Below are 24,801 nucleotides of genomic sequence, written 5' to 3' on the forward strand. Positions count from 1 at the left end.
GGACTACGGCTAGCTTTTGGGCCGATTAATTGGATATCAATGAAGCGGGTACGGCGCCACTGAATGCGGAGGAGAGCGATGATTACTGCCGGGCTCAAGCTGACCAAGGGCGGCGGAGTGGCTCTGCTCGGTGACGGCAAGCTCGAGTTCAATATCGAGATCCAGAAGCTGGATAACAACCCGCGGCACAGCGGCGTTCCGGATCTGGAAATCGTGCCGAGATTACTCGCCGGACAGGGATACGAGATCGGCGACGTCGACGAGTGGGTGGTCGACGGCTGGGCGGGCACGGCCCCCGGGCGGGTGCTCGGCGTGCGCGTGGCGCCCTACCTGGAGACGGCGGCCTCGCCCGATCCGGGCGCGCCCGGCCTGCGCGGCGCCATGACCCTCGGCGGGACGGAGGTGGCGTACACCAGCTATCCCCACCTGACCAGTCACATCGCCGCCGCCTACTGCACCAGCCCGTTCGCCGCCGAGGGCGCCCCGTCGGTCGTCCTCGTCTGGGACGGCGACTCCTTCCCGCGCCTCTACCACGTGGACGCCGGCGGCCGGATCGAACCGGGCGGCGCGCTGTTCCCGCTGGTCGGCGACTTCTACGCGCTCGCGGCGGAGTTCTTCGGGCCGACGCGCCGGGACGGCGGCGACGGCGCCCCCGACCCGCTGTCGGCCGGGAACCTGATGGCCTACCTCGCACTGGGCGCGGCCAAGGACGAGATCCTGGCCGTGGTGCGGGAGGTGGTCGAGACCCACTTCACCGGCGGTTCTGAGGGGGCGCGCGACTACCGCCGGTCGGTCGTGGGCTGCGGGGGCTCGGCCGAGCCGTCGTACCGGTTCGCCCGCGCCGCCCTGCTCGACCTGCGCGAGCGGGCCGACCGCATGGGCGCGGCCGACGCCGACGTGCTGGCGGGCCTGCACGCCTTCATGGAGCAGCTGCTCGTGGAGCGGCTGGTCACGCGGGTGCGCGCGTGGAAGGGCGACGGGCCGGTCAACCTGTGCTTCACCGGCGGCTGCGCGCTGAACATCAAGTGGAACTCGGCCCTGCGGGCCGACCCGGCGATCAGGGAGATGTGGGTGCCGCCGTTCCCCGACGACTCGGGGTCGTCCATCGGGGCGGCGGCCGCGCACCTGGGCCGCGAGACCGGGCTGCGGCCGATCGAGTGGAGCCTGCGGCTCGGCCCCGCGCTGACCCGGCAGCCCCACCCGCCGGACGACTGGTCGCTCTCGCCCTGCCGGCCCGAAGAGCTGGCCCGGCTCCTGCACCTGACGGGCCGGCCCGCGGTCGTGCTCAGCGGGCGGGGCAAGCTCGGGCCGCGCGCGCTGGGCTCGCGCAGCGTGCTGGCCCCGGCGGTGCACGGCGGCACCCGGCGGCTGCTCAACGAGCTGAAGCAGCGCGACGAGCACCGCCCGGTCACGCCGATCTGCCTGGCGTCGCGGGCCGCCGAGATCTTCGACCCGGGGACGCCCGATCCGTACATGTTGTACGAGCACCGCATCCGCCCCGAGTGGGTCGACCGCATCCCCGCGATCCAGCACCTCGACGGCACCGCCCGCCTCCAGACGGTCACCGCCGACGACGACCCGGTGTTGTCCACCATCCTGCGCGAGTACGCCACGTGGAGCGGGATCCCGGTGTTGTGCAGCACCAGCGCCGGCCCGAGCGGCGGCGGTTTCTTCCCCGACGTCGCCTCCGCCATGCGCTGGGGCCGGGTCGACGTCATCTGGAGCGACGGGGTCCTGTACCAGAGGAGGTCCATGTGAACCGGGAACAGCGCGTCATGGTCATCTCGACGCAGAAGAGCGGCACCCACCTGATGCAGGAGCTCATGCTGGAGCTCGGCTTCAAGATGGTCGGCGTGCCCCGGCCGGGACCGCACACGGTGCCGCGGTTCGACGAGGAGCAGAGCCTGGCCATCGGCGCACAGGTGTTGTCGAAGGTCGACTACGACGAGTTCGCCGGGCTGCGCGGCACCGCCGCCTTCGAGGAGCGGGCCCGCGAGGCGTGGGCGGCCATGGTCTGGCACTGGCAGCGCCAGCTCGGCCAGCGCGTCGTCAACCGCTACGGCCGCACCCGCTACGAGTACGCCGAGCACATCGCCACCAACCCGCACCTGTCGTACAGCCGCTTCGCCGACACCCCGCCCGGACTGTGCTGGATCTTCCACGAGCTCGACATCGAGCGGGTGGACGGCACCTTCCTCAGCGAGTGGGTGGAGACCGGCTGCCCGCCCCTCATCTTCAACTACCGCGACCCGCGCGACGCCGTCGTCTCGATGATCAACTTCCTGGAGGGGCGCACCAAGGAGGGGTACGGCAACTTCTTCGAGGCCGACATCTTCAGCGCGATCCTGCAGAGCAAGCCGACCTGGGAGGAGAAGATCGACTACGCGCTGCGCGACCGGGCGTTCCTCGCCCGCGACCAGTTCGAGAAGGCGTTGTGGCTGCTCAACCACCCCAACGTGTGCAAGGTCCGCTACGAGGACCTGGTCGGGCCGCAGGGCGGCGGCTCGCGGGAGCGGCAACTCGACGCGGTGAACCGGGTGCTGACCCACATCGGCTCGGGTCGCGACGCCGAGGAGGTCGCCGGCCGGGTCTACAACCCGGACGCGTGGAGCTTCTACAAGGGGCGCAGCGGCGGCTGGCGCGAGCGCTTCACCGAGCGGAACACGGCCCGCTTCACCGAGCAGTTCGGCGATTTGATCGAGCAGTACGGCTACGAGTAGGAGCCTCTAGGCTTCGGTGGAATGGAGACGCCCGGAGTGACGCGCATGCCCCGCCGCACCCTGCGTGACTGGCTGGTCGACACCCTGCTGTTCCTGTTCGCCGCCGTGCTCGGCATCGTGACGGCGGCCGAACGGCTCGGCATGCCCGACCCGGTGACGCCCGTGTTGTTCGGGCTCGACCAGCTCGTCGGGGTGCTCGGCTGCGGCGCCCTGTGGTTGCGGCGGCGCTGGCCGGTCGAGCTGGCGCTGGTCCTGGTGGTGTTGTCGGCCTTCTCCGAGCTGGTCGGCGGGGCGACGCTGGTGGCGCTGTTCACGGTGGCGGTGCACCGGTCGGTGCGCACCACCATGACGATCTTCGGGCTCAGCCTCCTCACCGCGCTCGTGTTCGCGCTGGTGCGGCAGGGCCCCGGCGAGACGCGCGAGACCCTGTTCCTGCTGGCGGCCGCCCTCCAGACGGCGGCCACCGGCTGGGGCATGCTCGTCCACCATCGCCGGCGGCTGCTGGAGACGCTGAAGGAGACCGCGGTCAGGGCCGAGGCCGAGGCGCAGCAGCGGGTGCGCGAGGCCATCGCCAGAGAGATCCACGACGTGCTCGGCCACCGGCTCTCCCTGCTCAGCGTGCACGCGGGCGCGCTGGAGTTCAATCCGGACGCCTCCCCCGACGACGTCTCCCGGGCGGCCACGGTGATCCGGCAGAGCGCCCACCAGGCGCTCCAGGACCTGCGCGAGGTCATCGGCGTGCTGCGCGCCCCCGTGGAGGAGCTCTCGCAGGCCTCGCTCGACCGCATCAGGGAGCTCGTCGCCGAGTCGCGGCGGGCCGGCATGACCGTCCACCTGACCATGGACCTCGACGGCGCCGCCGTCCCCGGCCGGGCCGGGCACACCGGTTACCGGATCGTCCAGGAGGGGCTGACCAACGCCCGCAAGCACGCGCCCGGCGCGGAGGTCTCGGTGCGGGTGTCGGGCACGCCGGGCGAGTGGCTGGCCATCGAGGTCCGCAACGCGGTCACCGAGGCCGCCTCCCCCGGCGGCACACCCGGTCAGGGTCAGGGGCTCGCCGGGCTCGCCGAGCGGGTCCAGCCGGTGGGCGGCCGGTTGAAGTACGGGCCCGACGGTGACGACGCCTGGGCGTTGTCGGCATGGCTACCCTGGCCTCCATGACCGCCTCCGAGCCGAAGGTCGGCGTGCTCATCGCCGACGACGACCCGCTGGTCCGCATGGGACTCGCCCTGATGTTCCGGGGGGCGCCCGATCTCACGGTCGTCGCCGAGGCCGGAGACGGGCAGGAGGCGCTGGAGCTGACCACCCGGCACCGCCCCGACGTCGTGCTGATGGACATCCGGATGCCGGTCATGGACGGCCTGACCGCGACCGAGCAGATCCGGTCGCGGCCCGGCGCCCCCGAGGTCATCGTCATGACCACGTTCGACGCCGACGACCACGTGTTGCGGGCGCTGCGCGCCGGGGCGGCCGGCTACCTGCTCAAGGACACGCCGCCGGCCGAGATCGTCGCTGCGGTGCGCCAGGTCCGCATGGGCAACCCGGTGCTCTCCCCGGCCGTGACACGGCGGCTGCTCGCCCGGGTCACCGACTCGCGCGTCGACGAGCGCCGCACCCGCGCCAAGGAGCGGCTGTCGGTGCTGGTCGGCCGCGAACGCGAGGTCGCCGTCGCGGTCGGGCGCGGCCTGTCCAACGCCGAGATCGGGGCCGGGCTCCACATCAGCCTGGCCACGGTCAAGACTCACGTGTCGGCCGTGCTGACCAAGTGCGGCCTGAACAACCGGGTGCAGATCGCGCTGCTGGTGCACGAGGCGGGCCTGCTCGACGACTGACCCGTCAGCGGGCCCGCTTGGGCTTCCACCACGACGGGTTGTCCTCGTACCAGCGCACGGTCTCGGCCAGGCCGGTGGCGAACGGGGTCAGCGGCCGGTAGCCGAGGGCGCGCAGCTTGGCGTCGTCGAGGGAGTAGCGGCGGTCGTGGCCCTTGCGGTCGGGCACCCGCTCGACCATCTCCCAGCCCGCGCCCACCGCGGTCAGCAGCCGCTCGGTCAGCTCCAGGTTCGTCAGCTCGGCGGTGCCCGCGACGTTGTAGACCTCGCCGGGCGCGCCGTGCTCGGCCACGAGCCGGATGGCCCGGCAGTGGTCGTCGACGTGGATCCAGTCGCGCACGTTGCCGCCGTCGCCGTACAGGGGGACCTTCGCGCCCTCCAGGAGGTTGGTGACGAACAGCGGGATGACCTTCTCGGGGAACTGGCGCGGGCCGTAGTTGTTGCCGCAGCGGGTGATCGAGACGGGCAGGCCGTGCGTGATCGCGTAGGCCGCCGCGATCATGTCGCTGCCCGCCTTGGACGCCGCGTAGGGCGAGCGGGGGGCCAGGGGTGAGTCCTCCGTCCACGAGCCGGCGTCGATGGTGCCGTACACCTCGTCGGTCGAGACGTGCACGACACGCGGGACGCCGGCCTCCAGGCAGGCGCGCATCAGCGCCTCGGTGCCCAGCACGTTGGTCCGGACGAACTCCGCCGACCCCCGGATCGAGCGGTCGACGTGCGACTCGGCGGCGAAGTGCACGACCAGGTCGTGGCCGGGCACCACCTCGGCCAGCAGGCCGGCGTCGCAGACGTCGCCCTCGACGAAGTCGTGCGGCGCCCCCTGCAGGTTGGCGGGGTCGGCGGCGTAGGTGAGGCGGTCGAGCACGGTGACGCTCGCGCCGCGCGTGGTGCGGACGAAGTGGGAGCCGATGAAGCCGGCGCCGCCGGTGACGAGGATTCTCATGAGGAGAGGCACCATTCCAGGACGGCCGTCGCGCTGTGGAGTTTGTGGGTCGCCTGGTCGAAGGCGATGCTCGCCGGGCCGTCGAGCACCCCGGCGGTCACCTCCTCACCGCGGTGGGCCGGGAGGTCGTGCATGAACAGGGCCCGCGGGTAGCGGTCCATGACCGCGCCGTCGACCTGGAACGGCGCGAAGACGTCGCGCCAGCGCGGGTCGGGTTTGCTGGTGCCCGTGGTCTGCCAGCGGGTGGTGTAGACGACGTCCACCTCCTCGGGCAGCCGGTCCATGTCGTGGCGTTCGGCGACGCGCCCGCCCGACCGCGCGGCCAGCGCCTCGGCCTCCCGCAGCACCTCGGGGGCCAGGCCGTAGCCGGCCGGGGTGTGGAAGGACACCTCCACGCCCTGGAAGCGGGGCAGCGACAGGGCCAGCGCGGCGGCGGTGTTGTTGCCCTCGCCGACGTACAGCACCCGCAGGTCCTTGACCCGGCCGAACCGGGACGACAACGTCGTGAGGTCGGCCAGCGCCTGGGTGGGGTGCTCGTCGGCGCTCATGGCGTTGACGACGGCCGGGCAGTGGGCGGCGAAGGCGCGCATCTCGGCGGGCGGCCCGGCGGTGCGGATCACCAGGCCGTCGAGCATGCTCCCGAGCACCTTCGCGGTGTCCTCGATCGACTCGCCGGTGTTGGCCTGCAGGTCGTTCGGGCCGTACGCGATCACCTGGGCGCCGAGCCGCAGCGCGCCGGCGGTGAAGGAGGTGCGGGTCCGCGTGGACGTCTTGGTGAACAACACGCCCACCACCCGCCCGGCCAGGACGGGCCGGACGGAGGACGGGTCGGCGGCGATCTGGACGCCGCGCTCGACGATCCGTTCGAGGTCGGCGTCGGTCAGGTCGCGCAGCGAGATGACGTGACGGGGGGACATGGTCACTCCTCTACGAGTTCGGCCAGCGTGGCGGCCAGCGCGGACACGTGCGGCCGGCGCAGCGCCGCCCGGTGGTCGCCGGGGGTCAGGTGCACGCTCACGTCGGCGGCCAGCCGCCGCCACTGCTCCAGGTAGTCGTCGAAACGCTGGGTGAGCACGCCGTCGAGGTCGCCGGAGGCCAGCTCCTCGCTCAGGATCAGCCGCACCCGGCCGGGGTGGCGGGGGAAGCGGTAGTGCAGCCGCACCTCCAGCAGTTCGCGCCAGGCGCGCAGCCGGTGCACCCAGGCGTCGTCGAGGTCCTGCTCCTCGAACACGACGTCGCCGTCGTCCACCACGCCGCGCAGCACGTTCACCAGCTCGGCGCGGGCCTCGGCGAGCCGCCGCTCGTCGGCGCCGTCGCGCAGGAAGGCGAACAGGTCCTCAGCGCGGCGGAACAGCTCGACGTTGGCCACCAGCGCCGCGTTGTCCCGGAGCGAGGTGTCGACGACCGGGTCGATGAGGATCAGCTGGGCCCGTTCCCCGGCGGCGGTGAGCCGGCGGACCATCTCCCAGGCGATGCCGCTGGAGCCGCACCAGCCGACCACGTTGTAGGGACCGGCGGGCCGGGCCGCGCGCATCTCCTCGACGTACATGCGGGCGATCTCGGCCACGCTGCCCGCCGGGCCGTGGTCGCCGTGCAGGCCCGGATACTCGAACGCGGCCAGCGGGCGGCCGGGCGCGAGGGCGTCGGCGAGGTCGAGGTACCACCGGGCGCTGCCGCCGCCGGGGTGCACGCAGAACAGCGGCGGGCCCTCCCCCGCGCCGCCCAGCCACAACAACGCGGGCGGCCGCGCGGCCGGGGCGTCGCCGTCCGCCGTGGCCGCCAGGCCGCGCACCGTGCGGCAGGCCAGGAACTCGCGGAAGGTGAGGTGGACGCCGTGCTCCCGGCGCAGCCGCGCGATGATGCGCAGCGTGAGCAGGGAGTGGCCGCCAAGGGCGAAGAAGTCGTCGTCGCGGCCGACCTTCTCGATGCCGAGCGCGTCGGCCCAGACGGCGGCGATGGCGGTCTCGGTCTCGCCCTCCGGCGGCGCGTACGGGGTGGTCACCTCCGGGCGCAGCCCCGACGGCACCGGCAGGGCCGCGCGGTCGACCTTCCCGTTGGGCAGGCGCGGGAACGACTCCATGGCGACGAAGAGGGTCGGCACCATGTAGGCGGGCAGCCGGTCCTCCAGGTGGGCGCGCAGTTCGCCGGGGTCGGCGGGGCCGATGACGTACGCGGCGAGCTGCTTCTCGCCCTCGGGGCCGGGGACGGGGTGGGCCACCGCCGCGACCACGCCGGGGTGGGCCGCGAGGGTGTTCTCGATCTCGCCGAGTTCGACGCGGTAGCCGCGGATCTTGAGCTGGTGGTCGCGCCGGCCGAGGATCTCGATGTGGCCCTCGGGGGTCCGGCGGCCGATGTCGCCGGTGGCGTAGATCCGCCCGCCCGGGACCGCGCCGTGCGGGTCGGGGAGGAAGGCGTCCGCCGTGGCGGCCGGTTTCCGCAGGTAGCCGGCGGCCAGGCCGGCGCCGCCGACGTAGAGCTGCCCGGGCACGCCGGCGGGCACCGGTTCGAGGCGCTCGTCGAGCAGGTACGTCGTGGTGTTGGCCGCCTGCGTCCAGGCGCGGCCGCCCGACAGGCGGGTGCCGAAGCAGAAGACGGTCGCCTCGCTGGGGCCGTAGTTGTTCCACACCTCGGCGTCGGTGCCGAGCAGGCGGCGGACCAGGTCGGCGTCCATGGCCTCGCCCCCCGACAGCAGGCGGAAGCCCTTCGGCGGCCGCCAGCCGCATTCGGCCAGCATGCGCCAGGTCGTGGGTGACGCCTGCATGAACCGGGCCCCGCTGTCGCGCAGCAGCCCGGCCAGCGACAGCGGGTCGCGGGCGAAGTCGTCCCCGGCGAGCACGAGCCGGCCGCCTCCGGTGAGCGCGACGAAGACGGCCAGCTGGGCCACGTCGGTCACCATCGGCACCACGAGCGCCACGGCGTCGTCCTCGGACAGGCGCAGGTGGCGGCGCATGGAGGCGACCCGGTCGGCGAGCGCGCCGTGCCGGGCCATGACGCCCTTGGGCCGCCCGGTCGAGCCGGAGGTGTGCACGACGTAGACGGTCTCCTCCGGGTGCGTCTCGGACTCGATGATCCCGGGGTGGTCGGGGCCGGGCACGAGCACGACGGGCCCGCCGGGCGGCAGCGACCCGGCGATCCCGGGGGTCGTGACGAGGGCGCGGGCCCGGGTGTCGGTCAGCAGCCCGGCGATGCGCGCGACGGGGTGGCCCGGGTCGACCGGCGCGTACGCCGCGCCCGCCTTCAGCACCCCGAGCAGCGCCGCGATCGACTCGGCCGTGCGGGGCAGGCACAGGGCGACCAGGTCGCCGGGGCGCACCCCGGCCTCCCGCAGCCGGCCCGCCCAGCTCAGCGCCCGCCGTTCCAGTTCCCCGTACGTCACCCGCTCCGCGGCCGTCTCGACCGCGACCGCGCCGGGCCGGGCGGCGGCGCGTCCGGCGACGGCCCGGTGCACCGCGAGCGACGGCTGGGGCGCGCGGGTGTCGTTGCCCTCGGCCAGCAGCCGGGCCCGTTCGACGGGCGGCAGCAGCGGGACGCCGAGCGGCCCGTCGGGGTCGGCGGCCATCAGGGTCAGCGCCCGCCGGTACATCCGGCCGAGCAGCTCGGCGTGGCGGCGGCCGACCCAGGCCGACTGCGCCATGATCAGCAGCCCGCCGCCCTGGGTGGAGACGGCCAGCGGGAACTCGTTGGGGCTGACGTCGGTGCTGCCGGCGGTGTCCACCATGACGCGGTCGAGCACGTGGAAGTCGAGGAAGTTGAAGGCCACGCCGATCAGCCGCTCGCCGTCGCCGAACACGCGCTGCATCTCCGGCAGCGGGAATCGGCGGTGCGGCCAGAGCTCCACCTCCTCGGCGAACACCGCCTTCACCAGGTCGAGCCAGGTCGACGCGCCGGTGGGCGCGACGAACGGCACCGGGTTGAGGAACATGCCCCGCACCTGGTCGCCGCCCTCGGCCTCGGTCCGGCCGTTGCACACGAGCCCGCAGAAGAACCGTTCGGAGTCGGTGAGCGTGCGCCACACGGCCAGGTGCGCGGCCAGCAGCACACTCTTGAACGAGGCCCCGGCGGCCGCCGCCATCGCCCGCAGCGGCTCCTCCAGATCCCGGTAGGGCACCGTGACCGAGTAGGACTCGGGCCCGTCGGGGTCGGCCCAGCCCGCCGGGATGACGAGCGGGTCGGCCCCGGCCACCCGGCCCTGCCAGAAGGCGCGGTCGGCGGGGTCGGCGAGGCTGCGCCGCTCCTGCGCGATGAAGTCGGCGAACCGGACCGCGCCGGTGGCCGGGGCCGAGGGGGTCTCGCCCGCCCGGACGGCGCGGTAGGCGGCCAGCAGCTCGGTGACCAGCGAGTTGTGGCTCCAGCCGTCGAGGATGGCGTGGAACTCGGTCAGCGACAGGTACCAGCGGTCGTCGGCGACCTGGTGGGCGTGCACCCGCAGCAGCGGCGCGGTGTCGAGGGCGAAGACCCGGTCGCGCTCGCGCTCCCGGAACGCCTCCATACGCTCGTCCTGCTCGGCGGACGGCAGGCCGCGCAGGTCGCGGTGGCCGAACTCGGGGGTGGCCTCGCGGTGCACGAGCTGGAGCGGCTCGGTGTAGGAGCCCAGGTCGAAGGAGGTGCGCAGGATCTCGTGGCGGGCCACGAGCGTGTCGAGCGCCGTCGACAACGCGGCGGCCGAGAAGGGCCCGTCGTCGCGGATCAGGTAGCTGGTGACGTTGTGGTAGGGCCGGGCGCCGAGGTCGGCCAGCAGTTCGTAGGCCATGCCGGCCTGGACCTGGGACATCGGGTAGGCGTCCGCGACGCCCGGCGGCAGTTCCCGGCGGTCGTCCGCGCCGACCAGCACGAACGGCGGCGTCGGCACATGGGCGCCGCCCGCGCCGCCGTCCCCGCCGTGCCGGGTCAGCTCGGCGATGCTCTGGTGCTTGAACAGGTCGCGGACGGAGTGGTCGAAGCCGTTCGCGCGCAGCAGGCCGACGAGCCGGACCGCGCGGATCGAGTCGCCGCCGAGTTCGAAGAAGTTGTCGTCGACGCCGACCCCGTCGACGTTCAGCGCCCGGCCCCAGATCTCGGCCATGGCCTTCTCCTCGGCGGTGCGGGGAGCCGCGCTCCCGCGCGCCGGGGCCTCGGGCGCGGGCAGCGCGCGCACGTCGACCTTGCCGCTCGTGGTCAGCGGCAGCGCCGGGACCAGCACGAACACCGCCGGGACCATGTAGCCGGGCAGCCGGTCGGCCAGGTGGGCGCGCAGGGCGGCGACCTCCGGGCGGGTTCCGGCGGCGGGCACGGCGTAGGCCACCAGCCGCCGCTCGCCGGGAACCGGCTCGTCGGCCACGACGACCGCCTGGTCGACCTCCGGATGGTCGGCCAGGCACGCGCGCACCTCGCCCAGCTCGATGCGGAAGCCCCTGATCTTGACCTGGTCGTCGGTGCGGCCGAGGAAGGCGACCTCGCCGCCGGGCAGCACGCACGCCTTGTCGCCCGACCGGTAGAGGCGCGACCCGGGCGGGCCGAAGGGGTCGGGCACGAACCGCGCGGCGGTGAGCGCGGGCCGGCCGAGGTAGCCGCGCGCGACGCCGGCGCCGCCGACGTACAGCTCGCCGGGCACGCCGGGCGGGACCGGCCGCAACCGCTCGTCCAGGACGTATCTCGCCAGGTCGGGCAGCGGGCCGCCGATGGGGCTGCGTTCGGCGGCGGCCAGGTCGGCGGCGGTGAGCGGGCGGCGGGTGACGTGGACGGTCGTCTCGGTGATGCCGTACATGTTCACCAGTCGCGGCGTGGTGTCGCCGAACCGGTCCCACCAGGGGCGGAGCATCTCGACGTCGAGCGCCTCGCCGCCGAAGACGACCAGGCGCAGCCGGTCGGAGACGGGTTCGCCTCTCTGGGCGAGCTCGATCAGCGACCGGAACGCCGAGGGCGTCTGGTTGAGCACCGTGACCCCCTCGGCGGCCAGCAGCGCGGCCAGGTCCCACGGGGAGCGGGAGGTCTCGTACGGGACGACGACGAGCCGGCCGCCGTACAGGAACGCGCCCCAGATCTCCCAGACGGAGAAGTCGAAGGCGAAGGAGTGGAACAGCGCGTGCACGTCGCCGGGGCCGAAGCCGAAGTCGGCCTCGGTGGCGGTGAACAGCCGGACCACGTTCCCGTGCGTCACCTCCACGCCCTTCGGCCGGCCGGTCGAGCCGGAGGTGTAGATCACGTACGCGAGGGAGCCCGGAACCACGTCCACCGAAGGGGCCTCGGCGGGCTGGGCCGCGATGACGGCGGCCTCGGCCGGGTCGTCGAGCACGACCACCTCGGCGTCGGACGGCAGCCCGGGCAGGGCGCCCGAGGTGACGACCAGGCGGGCACCGGCGTCGCGGACGAGGAACGCGAGGCGGTCGGCGGGCAGGTCGGGGTCGAGCGGCAGGTAGGCGGCGCCCGCCTTGAGCACGCCAAGCAGGGCGACGAGCAGGTCCTCGCCCCGGGGCAGCCGGATGCCGACGAGCCGCTCCGGCCCGGCGCCGCGCTCGCGCAGCCGGTGGGCCAGCCGGTTGGCGCGGGCGTCGAGTTCGCCGTAGGTGAGGTGGCGGCCGCCGGCGGTGACGGCGGTCGCGCCCGGGGTGCGCCGTGCCTGGGCGGCGAAGCGTTCGTGCAGGCAGGGGCCGTCGGGGGCGGCGGTGACCGGGGGCCGCACCAGTTCCGCGACCTCCGGCGCGCTCATCAGGGGCAACTCGCCGATCCGGCGGGCCGGGCCGATGACGGCCTCACGCAGCAGGCGCAGGTAGTGGTCGGCCATGCGGCGGGCGGTGGCGGCGTCGAAGAGCGCGTCCGGGAAGGTCACCTCGCCCGAGAGCGAGCCGTCGGGCTGCTCCTCCAGGGTCCAGGTCTGGTCGAACTTGGCCTGCCGCGACGGCACCGGCACCGGCTCGCCCGACACCGGGCCGGCGTGGAACCGGATCGGGTCGTAGGTCTGCAGCGCGAAGCTGATTCCGAAGAGGGGGTGCCCGGAGAGGTCGCGGCCCGCGCCGATCCGGTCGGCGACGCGCTGGAACGGCGCCTCCTGGTGGGCGTAGGCGTCGATCGCGGTGTCGCGGGCCCGGCCCAGCAGCTCGGCGAAGGTCGGCTCCCCCGACAGGTCGGCGCGCAACACGATCATGTTGGCGAAGTAGCCGATCATGCGCTGGGTCTCGGCCGTGGTGCGCCCCGCGATGGGCGAGCCGACCGCGAAGTCGGCCTGACCGGTGTAGCGGTGCAGCAGCGTCCAGAAGGCCGCGAGGTAGACCATGTACGGCGTGGCCTGGTGATCACGGGCCACCGCCGCCGCCCGGCGGGTCACGTCGGCCGGGACCCGGAACCGCACGCTGCGCCCGGCCGGCCGCCAGACGGCGGGGCGGGGGCGGTCGGTGCGCAGTTCCAGCGCGGGCAGGCCGCGCAGGCGCGCGGCCCAGTGGTCGAGCTCCCGCTCCATCGGCTCCCCGGCCAGCCGGGAGCGCTGCCAGGCGGCGTAGTCGGCGTACTGGAGATCCGGTTCCGGCAGCGGGCCGCCGCCGGCGAGCGCGGCCAGTTCGCCGACCAGCAGGCCGATGGACCAGCCGTCCATCGCGCTGTGGTGCACCACGACGAGCAGCACGTGCTCGCGGTCGGCCAGCCGGATGAGCCGGGCCCGCAGGACCGGGCCGGTCGCCAGGTCGACGGGGCGCGCGGCCTCGGCGGCCAGCAGCTCCTCCAGCGCGCCGGGCGCGGCCCCGGTGAGGTCGTCGAGGGGCAGCCCGACCGGCGCGGGCGGGTCGATCACCTGGACGGGCTCGCCCCCGTCGGCCACGGCGTAGCGGGTGCGCAGGATCTCGTGGCGGCGCACCAGCTCGTCGAGCGCCCCGCCCAGGTCGACGGCCGACAGGTCGCCGCGCAGCCGCAGCGCGATGGGGACCAGGTAGTCGGCCCCGCCGGGGCGGAGCTGGTCGAGCACCCAGAGCCCGCTCTGCGCCGACGACAGCGGCAGCGGGCCGTCGCGGTCGGCGCGGGCGATGGCCGGTTCGGGGGCGGCGACCCGCGGCGCCCGCAGGAGCCGTTCGTGCAGCAACCTGACGCCGGCGCTCAGTTCCTGGTCCGTCACTGCCGTTCTCCTTGCGTCGTCGCCGACGCGTCGGCGAGTTTCTCCAGTGCGGTGGCCTGGGCGGACACGGTCGTGGCCTCGAACAGGGTGCGCAGCGGGATGTCGAGGCCGAACAGGTCGCGCAGGCGGACCAGCAGGCGGGTGGCGAGCAGGGAGTGCCCGCCGACGTGGAAGAAGTCCTGGTCGACGCCCACAGAGGGCACGCCCAGCACCTCCGCCCACGACTCCGCGATGGCCTGCTCGACCGGGTTGCGGGGGGCGGTCCCGCCGCCGTGCGCGGTGAAGGTGGCGAGGTCGGGCGCGGGCAGCGCCCGGCGGTCGACCTTCTTGCTGCTGTTCAGCGGCAGCTCGGCGAGGGTGGTCCAGAGGCCGGGCACCATGTAGTCGGGCACCCGCTCGCGCAGGTGGGCGGCGAGGTCGCCGGGCCGGCCGGCGGCTCCGGGGCGCGGCACCACGTAGGCCACGAGACGGCGGTCGCCGGGGGCCACCTCCGCCACGGTGACCGCGGCGGCCTGGACGTCGGGATGGCCCGCCAGCGCCGCCTCGATCTCCCCGAGCTCGATCCGGAGCCCGCGCAGCTTCACCTGGGCGTCGACCCGGCCGACGTACTCGATCACGCCGTCGGCGCGGTGCCTGACCTGGTCGCCGGTCCGGTAGAGGCGGTCTCCGGGCGCCGGGCCGTACGGGTCGGGCACGTACCGGTCGGCGGTCAGCCCCGGCCGGCGGAAGTAGCCCCGGCTGAGGCGGGGCCCGCCGATGCACAACTCCCCCACGACGCCGGGCGGCACCGGGTTCAGCCGCTCGTCGAGCACGTACGCCCGGGTGCCCGGCACCGGCCGCCCGATGGGCACCCCGCTCCCCGGGGGCGCGGCCGCGGCCTCTTCCGGGGTCACGGAGTGGGTCAGGCAGACGATCGTGGTCTCGGTGGGGCCGTAGGAGTTGACGAACTCGCCCTCCCGGCCGGGGCCGAACCACCGCTTCGCGTCGTCGTAGGTGACGGCCTCGCCGCCGACCTGGAGCATGCGCAGGCCGTCGAGGGGCGGGTCGCCGTCCATGACCTCGCGGTGGTAGGCGGGGGTGAAGAACACGAACGACACGCCGTTCTCCGCCAGCCGGTCGGGCGCCTCCGACGGCGCCCAGAAACGTTCGGCGTCGCTGATCGCCAGCGTGCCGCCGGCCAGCAGCACGGCCGCGAGCTGCTCCATCGCCAGGTCGAAGGTGAGCGCCGACAGCAGCACGCCCCGGTCGCCCGCGCCGATGCGGTGCAGCCGGGCGATGACCCGGCAGTGGTGGGTGTAGGCGCGGTGCGACACCATGACGGCCTTGGGGCGGCCGGTGGAACCCGACGTGTAGATCATGTACGCCAGCCGTTCCGGGTCGCCCGGCGGCAGCGGCGGCCCGACGGGGACCGCCGCGCCGGGGTCGTCGGCCGTCACGACGGGCACGCCCGGCTCGCCCAGCCGCCCGCGCAGGCGCTCCTCGGTCAGCAGCACCGCCGGGCCGAGGTCGGCCAGGATCAGCGCCAGGCGTTCGGCGGGCTGGCCGGTGCCGAGGGGCACGTACACGCCGCCCGCCCGGAGCACCGCGAGCAGCACCACCACGACCGAGGCGGTGCGCTCCAGGTGGACCGCGACCGGCGACTCCGGCCGCACGCCCGCCGCGACCAGCCGCCGGGCCAGGTCGCGGCTGCGCGCGGCCACCTCGCGGTAGGTCAGCCGCTCCTCCCCCGCGACCACGGCCACGGCGTCGGGGGTGCGGGCGGCCTGGGCGTCGAACGCCTCGTGCAGGCACTCGCGCACGCCCAGCCCGTCGCCCCAGCTCTCGCCCCGGCTCCACTCGTCGAGCAGCAGGCGGCGGGCGGGCCCGTCCAGGACGTCCAGCCCGCCGACCGGCCGGTGCGGCGCGGCCGACGCGGCGGCGGCCAGGGTGCGGAAGTGCCCGGCCAGCCGCCGGACGGTGGCCTCGTCGAAGAGCGCGGCGGCGTACTCGATCTCGCCGGAGAAGCCGCCGCCGGGCTCGGCCGTCAGGGTCAGGGTGAGGTCGAACTTGGACGTGGTGCGCTCGACCCCGACCGGCTCCGCCGTCAGCCCGGCCAGCTCGGGCCGCTCCGCAGGTGACTCGCGCACCTCCATGAGCACGTCGACCAGCGGCGACCGCGACGGGTCCCGTCTCGGCGCGAGCTCCTCCACCAGACGGTCGAAGGGCAACTCGTGGCCGAGCCCGTCGAGCACGGCGGCCCGCGCCCGGCCGATCAGCTCCTCCGTCGTGGGGTCGCCGGTCAGGTCGAGGCGGACGACGACCGTGTTGACGAAGAAGCCGACGACGTCGTCGAGTTCCGCCGGGCCCCGGTCGGCGACCGGGGTGCCGACGGCCAGGTCGGTGGCCCCGGTGTAGCGGCCGAGCAGCGCGCCGAACACGCCGAGGAAGGTCATGAACGCGGTGGCCCCGTGGCGGCGGCCCAGCTCCACGAGCGGCCGGGCGACCTCGGGCGGGATGGCGAAGGTGATCGCCGCGCCCCGGTCGTCGCGGGTGAGGGGCCGGGGCCGGTCGCTCGGCAGGTCCAGCGGGCGCAGCCCGGCCAGGCGGTCACGCCAGTGGGCCAGTCTGCGTTCGACCAGGTCGCCGGTCAGGTGGGCGCGCTGCCAGGCGGCGTAGTCGGCGTACTGGAGCGGCTCGGGGCCGAGGTCGGCCGGCCGGCCCGCCGTCAGGGCCCCGTACAGCGCGGACAGCTCGCGCGCCATGACGCCCTCCGACCAGGCGTCGCCCGCGATGTGGTGCAGGGTGAGGGCGAAGACGTGCTCATCAGGGCCGACCCTGATCACACGGGGCCGGACGGGCGCGCGTTCCCGCAGGTCGAACGGCTCGTTGGCGAGCGCCTTGAGGACGGCGGCCAGCGGCCGTCCGGCCAGGTCGGTCACCGGCAGGGGCACCGGCCGGGGCGGGTCCACGATCTGGAGCGGTTCGCCGTCCGGGCCGGTCACGTACCGGGTCCTGAGCGCGCCGTGGCGGGCGACCAGGGCGGTCAGCGCGCCTTCGAGCGCCGTCAGGTCGAGCCGTCCGGTCAGCCGGAACGCCCACGTCAGGTGGTAGCGGGAGCTCTCCGGGTCGAGCAGGTCGAGGAACCAGAGGCGCTGCTGGGCGTACGAGAGCGGGACCGGGCCCGGCGCGGTGACGCGCGGGATCACCGCGCCCGGGGTGCGTTCGCCGAGCGCGCCGACGCGGGCGGCCAGGGCGGCGGCGGTGCGGTCCTCGAAGATCGCGCGCACCGGCAGGTCGAGCCGGGCCGCGACCTTGACGGCCAGCAGCGAGTGGCCGCCGAGCGCGAAGAAGTCGTCGGTCACGCCCACGACGCCGAGGCCCAGCACCTCGGCCATGGCCTCGGTCACGGTGTGTTCGAGCGGGGTGCGGGGCGGCACCACGGTCTCCCCTGCGCGGGAGGCGTCGGGTTCGGGCAGCGCGGCCCGGTCGACCTTGCCGCTGGTGGTGCGGGGCAGCCGGTCGAGGGTGACGAACACCGACGGCACGAACGGCTCGGGCAGCCGGGCCAGCAGGAACTCCCGGGGCCCCGGGTGCGGGTCGGCGCCGGGGCGCGGCACCACGTAGCCGACGAGCCGGGGCAGCCCGTCGTGGCCGGGCCGGGCGTCCACGACGGCCGCGGCGATGGCGGGATGCGCGCCCAGGACGGCCTCCACCTCGCCGAGCTCGACCCGCACGCCGCGGATCTTGACCTGGTGGTCGGCCCGGCCGACGAACTCCAGCACGCCGTCGGCCCGGCGGCGCACCACGTCGCCGGTCCGGTAGGCGCGCGCGCCCGGCGGCCCGTACGGGTCGGGCACGAACCGGTCGGCGGTCAGCCCCGGCCGCCCGAGGTAACCCCGGCCGAGCCCGTCTCCGGCGACGTGCAGCTCGCCGGGCACCCCCACGGGCGCGAGCCCGCCGTCGGGGGTGAGCACGACGGCCCGGGTGTTGTCGAGGGGCCGCCCGATCGGGACGGTCGCGGGCGCCGAACCCCGTTCGTACGCCCACGCCGTCACGTCGATCGAGCACTCCGTCGGGCCGTAGGTGTTGACCACGTCGGTGTCCAGCCGGGCCGCCAGCCGCTCGGCCAGCTCCCCGGGCAGCGGCTCCCCGGCCGAGAACAGCAGCCGCAGGGTCGTGCAGCGCTCCAGCCCGGGGGCGTCGGCCAGCGTGCGGTAGAACGACGGCACCCCCTGGAGCACCGTGATCCGGGCGTCGGCCAGCACCTCGGCCATCCGCCGGGGGTCGCGTTCGACGCCGTCCTCCGGCAGCACGACCGTGCCGCCCGACACGAGCGGGCCGAGGAACTCCCACACCGACGCGTCGAAGGTGAGGGCCGTCTTCTGCAGCAGGCGGTCGGCCGGGCCGAGCCCGTGCGCGGCGACGGTCCAGGCCACCCGGTTGCGGATGCCGCGATGGGTGACGCCCACGCCCTTGGGACGGCCGGTGGACCCCGAGGTGTAGATGACGTAGGCCAGGCCGTCGGGGTCGGTGACGACGGGGGGCCGGTCGCCGGCGTGGCCGTCCGCGTCGGAGGGCGCCAGCTCGGGCACGCCGTGTCCGGCGGCGGGCGAGTCCGGGCCGCCGACGATGACCACCTTCGCGCCGGAGTCGCGCAGCGTCCAGGCCAGCCGCTCGGCGGGGTGGGCGGCGTCCAGGGGCAGGTAGGCCGCGCCCGCCCGCATGACCCCGAGCAGGGCCGTGACCAGCTCGGGCCGCCGGCCGAGGCAGACCCCCACGACGTCGTCGCGGCCCACGCCCAGGTCGCGCAGGTGACAGGCCAGCCGGTTGGCCGCCGCGTCGAGGTCGCGGTAGCTGACGACCGTGCCCTCGTGCTCGACGGCGGGACGGCCGGGGGTCAGCGCGGCCTGCCGGCCGACCAGTTCGGGCAGGCAGGCGTCGCCCCGGCCGACGACGGGACCGGCCGCGCCGCCGGTGAGCGCGTGGCGTTCGTCCGGGTCGAGGATCTCCAGCGCGGCCACGGGGGCGGCCGGGGTGCGGGCCGCCGACTCCAGCAGCGCGCGGTAGTGGCGGCCGATCCGGTCGGCCGTGGCCGGGTCGAACAGGGTGGTGGCGTACTCGATCTCGCCGGTCAGGCCGCCCTCGGGCCGCCGCGTCAGCTCCATCGTCAGGTCGAACTTGGCGGTGCGCCACGGCAGCGGCTCCGCCGACACCTCCAGGCCCGGGAGGGCGAAGCGCTCCTCGCCGGACTCCCGGAAGGCGAACAGCACCTGGAACAGCGGGTGCCGCGACAGGTCGCGGTCGGGCGCCAGCTCCTCCACGAGCCGCTCGAACGGCACGTCGCCGTGGCGGCGGGCCGCGGCCGTCACCTCGCGCACCCGGTCGAGCAGGTCCGCGAACGACGGGTCGCCCCCCAGGTCGGCGCGCATGACGACGGTGTTGACGAAGCAGCCGGCCAGGTTCTCGGTGCCGGGGTGGTCCCGGCCGGAGACGGGCACGCCGACGGCCACGTCCGGCCGTCCGGTGTACCGGGCGAGCAGCGCCAGGAAGCCCGCCAGGTAGGCCGTGAACGGCGTCACCCGCGCCCGCGCCGCGACCTCCTCCAGCCGGGCGGCCAGGCCGGGCGGCACGTCGAAACGCAGCACCGCGCCCCGGTGATCGGCCACCGGCGGACGCGGCCGGTCGGCCGGCAGCTCGGTCGGCTCCAGCCCGGCGAGCGTGTCCTGCCAGTAGGCGAGCGACGGCTCCAGCGCCGGGCCGGCGAGCCGGGCCCGCTGCCAGGCGGCGTAGTCGGCGTACTGCACCTCCGGAACCGGCAGGTCGGCCCCGGCGTACGCGGCGGCCAGGTCGGCGGCGACGATCCCGCTCGACCAGCCGTCGGTGGCGATGTGGTGGACGGTCAGGACGAGCACGTGCTCCTCGGCCGCGACGCGCACGAGCCGGGCCCGGAACACCGGGCCGCGTTCGAGGTCGATCGGGGTGGCCAGCTCGGCGTCGATCACGGCCGCCGGGTCGCCGTCCTCGACGGCCGGGAAGGGCGGCGGGGGCGGGTCGACGACCTGCGCGGGCTCCCCGTCGCCGGTCACCACGTAGCGGGTGCGGAGGATCTCGTGCCGGGCGGCCACCGAGGCCAGCGCCCGGCCCAGCGCCCCGGCGTCGAGCGGGCCGCGCAACCGCAGCGCCGTCGTCACGAGGTATTCGGCGCCCCCGGGACGCAGGCGGTCGAGCACCCACAACCCGCGTTGCGCCGACGACAACGGCAGCGGGCCCGAGCGGTCGGCCGGGCCGATCGGGGTGACGGCGGGCCCGGCCGCCTCGGGTTCGGCGCGGGCGAGCACCGCCGGGCCGAACAGCTCCTCCGTCTGGACGCGCACCCGGGCCGCGAGCAGGTCGGCGAGCGCGGCGACCGTGGGGGCGGCGAACACGTCCCTGATCGACATCGGCGCCGGGAACCGCTCACGCAGCCGGGCGACGGCGCGGGTGGCCAGGATCGACTGGCCGCCGAGCGTGAAGAAGTCGTCGTCGCGGCCCACCTTCGCGACCCCGAGCAGGTCGGCCCACACCTCGGCGATCACCCGCTCGGCCGGGGTGGCGGGCGGGACGTGCCCGGCCGTCTCCGGCGGGGTCAGCCGGGGCAGCGCCCGCCGGTCGATCTTGCCGTTGCCGAGCAGCGGGAGTTCGTCCAGGAACCCCCAGAGGGCGGGCACCAGATGGGCCGGCAACCGCTCGGCGGCGTACGCCCGCAGGGCGGACGGCTCCACCCCGGGCCGGGCCGGCACGACGTGGGCGGCGAGCCGGGGCGCACGGGGGTCCGACCGGTCGAGCCGGACGGCGGCGGCCCGCACGTCGGGATGGGCGGCCAGCACGGCCTCGACCTCGCCGGGTTCCGCGCGGTGGCCGTCGACCTTGAGCTGCCCGTCGGCGCGGCCGTGGAAGAGCAGCGTGCCGTCAGGGCCGCGCCGTCCCAGGTCGCCCGTGCGGTAGAGGCGCGCCCCCGGTTCGGCCGCGAACGGGTCGGGCACGAAGCGGTCGGCGGTGCGGCGGGGGTCGCCGAGATAGCCGCGTCCCACCCCCCGGCCGCCGATGTAGATCTCGCCTGCCACACCCGGCGGCACCGGGGCCAGCGCGTCGTCGAGCACGTGCACCGCGGCGCCGGGGATCGGGGCGCCGATCGGCAGCGGCCCCGGGCGCACGTCACCGGCCCTGACCTCGTGCACGCAGCACGCGACGGCCGTCTCGCTCGGGCCGTAGCTGTTCACGACGCGGGTGTCGGGCGCGTGGGCGGTCCACGGCGCGAGGGTCTCGCCGCGCAGTTCCTCCCCGCCGACCACCAGGCAGTGGGCCGCCCCGGCCAGCGTCGCGGCCGGTACGGTCGCGGCGAGCAGCCCCAGGTGGGTGGGGGTCAGCTTGAGCGTGCCGTAGGGGCCGCCGGGCAGGGCGCGGGCGAGCGCCTCGACGCCCGGCGACTCCTCCACCAGCCGGACCGCCGCCCCGGCGGCCAGCGTCGGATAGAGGGCGGTGAGGGCCAGGTCGTAGGCGATGGAGGTGTGCAGGGGCGAGCCCGCGCCGTCGTCGGGTCGCAGGGCGTCGACCGCCCACCGGGTGTAGTTGGCCAGGCCGCCGTGGGTGACCATGGCGCCCTTCGGCCGGCCCGTGGAGCCGGAGGTGTACACGATGTAGGCCAGGTCGTCCGGGCCGAGGTCGGGGGGCGGGGCGGGCGGGCAGGCGTCGATCGCGGCCCGTTCGGCGGGGTCGTCCGGGTTCAGCGTGCGCACTCCCGGCGTGTCCGCCGAGGCGATCAGCAGCGGCGCGCCCGAGTCGGCCAGCGCCTGCCGCAACCGGGCCTCGGGGTGCGCCGGATCGAGCGGGACGTAGGCCGCCCCCGCCCTGAGCACGGCGAGCAGCGCCACGACGAGCCCGGGGCCGCGCGGCAGCCGCACGGCGACGAGCGTGCCGCGCCGCACGCCGAGGTCCCGCAGCCGCGACGCGAGCCGGCCGGCCCGGTCGTCGAGCTCGCCGAAGGTGAGTGCCGGGTTTCCCGCCGGGTCCCGGACCGCGATCCGGTCGGCGGCGGGCGCGGCGATCAGGTCCAGCACGCTGCCTCCGGCCGCCGCCATCGGCCGTTCCGGCAGGTGGCCGACCGACAGCGGCAACCGGCGGACGGGGGTGCCCGGCGCGGCGACGGCCGCCTCGGCCAGCCGGACGTAGAGGCCGGCGAGGGCGGTCATGGACGTCTCCTCGAACACGTCGGCGGCGTACTCCAGGCGGCCGGACCACCCGCCGCCCGCCCGGCGGGTCACGTGGCAGACCAGGTCGAACTTGGCCTCGGCCGGGGCGACGCCCTCGACGCCGTGCGCCGACTCCTCGTGCCAGACGAACATCACCGAGAACAGCGGTTCGCGATGCGCCGTCAGCGCCTCGACGACCAGGTCGAAGGGCGTCTCGGCGTGCGCGTGCGCCCCCTCTGCCGCGTCCCGGACCGCCGACACGAGGTCGGCGAAGGAGGTGTCGCGGCCGACGGCCGCCCGGATCACGACGGTGTTGACGAACAGGCCCGCGACGTCGTCCAGCTCGGGGCGGCTCCGGAGCGAGATCGGCACGCCGGCGGCCACGTCGTCGCGGCCGGTGCAGCGGGCGAGCAGGGCGAGGAACCCGGCGAGCGCGGTCATGAACGGCGTCGCGCCGCAGGCCCCGCCGAGCCGGGCGAGGCCGGTCTCCAGCGCCGCCGGGACGTCGAACGCCAGCACGGCGGCCCGCCGCCCGGCGTCGGCGCGCGGGTGGTCGGCGGGCAGCTCGACGGGTTCGAGCCCGGCCAGGCGGTCGGGCCAGTAGCGCGACGGCTCCCCGGTCCGGTCACGCTGCCAGGCGGCGTAGTCGCCGTAGCCCACCGCCGGGGGCGCGGGCTCGTCGCCGTCGTAGAGGGCGCGCAGGTCCCGCGCCAGCACCTCGTGGGTGCGGTCGTCGGTGGCGATGTGGTGCAGCGTGAACAGCACCCGCCGCCCGCCGTCCGGCGTGGGCTCGACCCGCACGCGCACGGGCGGCCCGGCGGCCAGGTCGAAGGGGCCGGGCCCGCCTTCGGCCACCGGCCCGGCGGGCTCGACCACCTGGTGCGGCTCGCCGTCCGGGCCGGGCGCGTACCGGGTCCTGAGCACGGCGTGGCGGGCCGCCAGGCGGCCGATCGCCGACCGGAGGCGCTGCTCGTCCACCGGCCCGGGGAACCGCACCGCGAAGGCTTCGGTGTACGCGGTCCCGGCGGGATCCAGCTGGTGCAGGATCCACATGCGCCGCTGTTCGTGCGACAGCGGATGAGGCCCGAGGCCGGCGGGCGGGATCGGCCGCAGGCCGCCCGCCTTCTCCAGCCGGGCGGCCAGCGCCTCCACGGTCCGGGCCTCGAAGAGGTCGGCGACCGGCAGGTCGGCCCCCCATTCGGCGGCCAGCCGCCCGGTCACCCGGACGGCCGACAACGAGTGGCCGCCCAGGGCGAAGAAGTCGGCGGTCGCGGGGATCGGCGCACGGCCGAGCTCGTCGGCGAAGGCCCGCGCCACGGCGTGTTCGGCCTCGGTCGCGGGTGCGCGCCCCTCGATCGGCGCCGACGGGACCAGCACGCGCAGCGCGGCGCGGTCGACCTTGCCGTTGGGCGTGAGGGGGAACCGCTCGACCGTGACGACGTCGGCGGGGATCAGGTAGGGCGGCAGGAAGCGGGCGCAGTGGCGGCGCAGCTCGTCGTCGGAGACCGGCCCGGCCGGCTCCACGTAGGCCGTCAGGCGGGGGTCGCCGTCGCCCGCCGGAATGGCCAGCACGACGGCGGCGCGCACCCGTTCGTGCCCGGTGAGCAGCGCCTCGATCTCGCCGGGCTCGATGCGGTGGCCGCGGATCTTGATCTGGTCGTCGGCCCGGCCGAGGATCTCGATCCGGCCGCCGGGATGCGAGCGGGCCAAATCGCCGGTGCGGTAGAGGCGGGCTCCGGGGGCGGCGGCGAAGGGGTCGGGGACGAACCGGTCGGCGGTCAGCGAGGTGCGGGCGTGGTAGCCCAGCGCCACGCCGTCGCCGCCGATGTGCAGCTCGCCGGTCGGCGCGGGGCGCATGCGCTCGTCCAGGACGTGCAGCGTGGTGTTGGCGACCGGGGCGAAGTCGACGGTCCCGTCGCCGCCCAGGCGGGCGGTCGACGACCAGACCGTGGTCTCGGTCGGGCCGTACAGGTCCCACAGGACGACCCCGGCCGCGAGCAGGCGGCGGGCCAGTTCGGGGGGCAGCCGCTCGCCGCCGCACAGGACGGTGAAGCCCGCGGGCGGGGTCCAGCCGCCGTCCAGGAGCAGCCGCCAGGTCGCCGGGGTGGCCTGCATGGCGGTGGCGCCGATCCGCGCCAGCAGCGCCGCCAGCCGGCCGGGGTCGCGCGCGTCCTCGGCCGTGCCGACGACGACCGTGCCGCCGGTGACCAGCGGCAGGAACACCTCCAGCGCCGCGATGTCGAACGCCACGGTGGTCACGGCCGGGAACGCCGTCCCGGCGGGCAGGCCGGGGCGCTCGCGCATGGAGCCGACGAAGTTGGCCAGCGCGCGGTGCGAGACCAGCACGCCCTTGGGCCGTCCGGTCGAGCCGGAGGTGTAGATCAGGTAGGCCGGGTCGTCCGGATGCGCCGCCGCCGCCGAGAAGGGCGCCGGGAGGAGGTCGTCCATGCGCACGACCGCCGCGCCGGTGGGCGGCGGCCCGGCCGCGCCCGTGGTGACCAGCACCCGGGTCCCGGAGTCGCCGACCATGTACGCCAGCCGCTCCGCCGGGTGGCCCGGGTCGAGCGGGAGATAGGCCGCGCCGGACAGGTGCACGCCGACGAGCGCCGCGACCAGCTCGACGCCCCTCGGCACGGCGACCGCGACCGGATCGCCGCGGCGCACGCCCAGCTCGCGCAGCCGGTGCGCCAGAGCGCCGGCCGACGCCATGAGCTCCGCGTACGTGAGACGCCGCGGGCCGCACTCGACCGCCACGGCGCCGGGGGTCCTGGCCGCCTGGGCCGCGATCAGCTCGGGGACGGGCGTGGACATGGGCCTCCCTTCAGCCGGACTCGGCCATGCGCAGCCGCAGGCTCAGCGGGCGCATGTCGGTCCAGACCCGCTCGATGTGGTCCAGGCACTCCTCGCGGGTGCCCTCCGTGCCCTCCGCCCGCCATCCGGCGGGCAGCTCACGGTCGGCGAACCAGACCGAGTACTGCTCCTCGTGGTTGACCACGACCAGGAACCTCTCCTGCGCGGGCATCTG

Annotated in this window: 9 protein-coding genes; 4 read left to right on the forward strand and 5 right to left on the reverse strand. The window is 75.6% G+C overall.

The window, feature by feature from the left end:
* Positions 1-78: 78 nt before the first annotated feature.
* From AW271_RS06050 to AW271_RS06065, 4 genes are read left to right on the forward strand one after another with little or no spacing between them, the layout of a single operon-like run.
* Positions 79-1,758: a carbamoyltransferase N-terminal domain-containing protein gene (locus AW271_RS06050; protein WP_062333235.1), complete on the forward strand. Its 1,680-nt coding sequence runs from the start codon at positions 79-81 to the stop codon at positions 1,756-1,758.
* Entirely contained in the window at positions 1,755-2,720 is a 966-nt protein-coding gene (locus AW271_RS06055; protein ID WP_062333238.1) for a hypothetical protein, read from the forward strand. Before AW271_RS06050 ends, AW271_RS06055 begins: the two co-directional genes overlap by 4 nt.
* A 21-nt stretch (positions 2,721-2,741) precedes the next feature.
* Positions 2,742-3,881, forward strand: coding sequence for a sensor histidine kinase (locus AW271_RS06060; RefSeq protein WP_062333241.1), 1,140 nt, complete (start codon positions 2,742-2,744; stop codon positions 3,879-3,881).
* Positions 3,878-4,552 carry a response regulator transcription factor gene (locus AW271_RS06065; protein WP_174553073.1) on the forward strand — a complete coding sequence of 225 codons (675 nt, stop codon included), beginning with the start codon at positions 3,878-3,880 and terminating at the stop codon, positions 4,550-4,552. Before AW271_RS06060 ends, AW271_RS06065 begins: the two co-directional genes overlap by 4 nt.
* Before the next feature lie 4 nt (positions 4,553-4,556).
* Here the strand turns inward: AW271_RS06065 and rfbB are convergent, their stop codons facing one another.
* From rfbB to AW271_RS06090, 5 genes are read right to left on the reverse strand one after another with little or no spacing between them, the layout of a single operon-like run.
* The gene (gene rfbB / locus AW271_RS06070) at positions 4,557-5,492 is read right to left on the reverse strand and encodes a dTDP-glucose 4,6-dehydratase (RefSeq protein WP_062333246.1); all 936 of its coding nucleotides are present in this window, start codon (positions 5,490-5,492) and stop codon (positions 4,557-4,559) included.
* Positions 5,489-6,409 carry an ornithine carbamoyltransferase gene (locus AW271_RS06075; protein WP_062333249.1) on the reverse strand — a complete coding sequence of 307 codons (921 nt, stop codon included), beginning with the start codon at positions 6,407-6,409 and terminating at the stop codon, positions 5,489-5,491. The genes rfbB and AW271_RS06075 overlap by 4 nt, the downstream gene beginning before the upstream one ends.
* Positions 6,410-6,411: 2 nt before the next feature.
* Positions 6,412-13,569: a non-ribosomal peptide synthetase gene (locus AW271_RS06080; RefSeq protein WP_063817890.1), complete on the reverse strand. Its 7,158-nt coding sequence runs from the start codon at positions 13,567-13,569 to the stop codon at positions 6,412-6,414.
* Entirely contained in the window at positions 13,566-24,587 is an 11,022-nt protein-coding gene (locus AW271_RS06085) for a non-ribosomal peptide synthetase (protein WP_062333252.1), read from the reverse strand. The genes AW271_RS06080 and AW271_RS06085 overlap by 4 nt, the downstream gene beginning before the upstream one ends.
* 10 nt (positions 24,588-24,597) lie before the next feature.
* Complete coding sequence (locus tag AW271_RS06090) at positions 24,598-24,798, reverse strand: MbtH family protein (RefSeq protein ID WP_062333256.1); 201 nt, start codon at positions 24,796-24,798, stop codon at positions 24,598-24,600.
* Positions 24,799-24,801: the final 3 nt, after the last annotated feature.

This window comes from Herbidospora sakaeratensis, assembly GCF_001570525.1.
Lineage (GTDB): Bacteria > Actinomycetota > Actinomycetes > Streptosporangiales > Streptosporangiaceae > Herbidospora > Herbidospora sakaeratensis.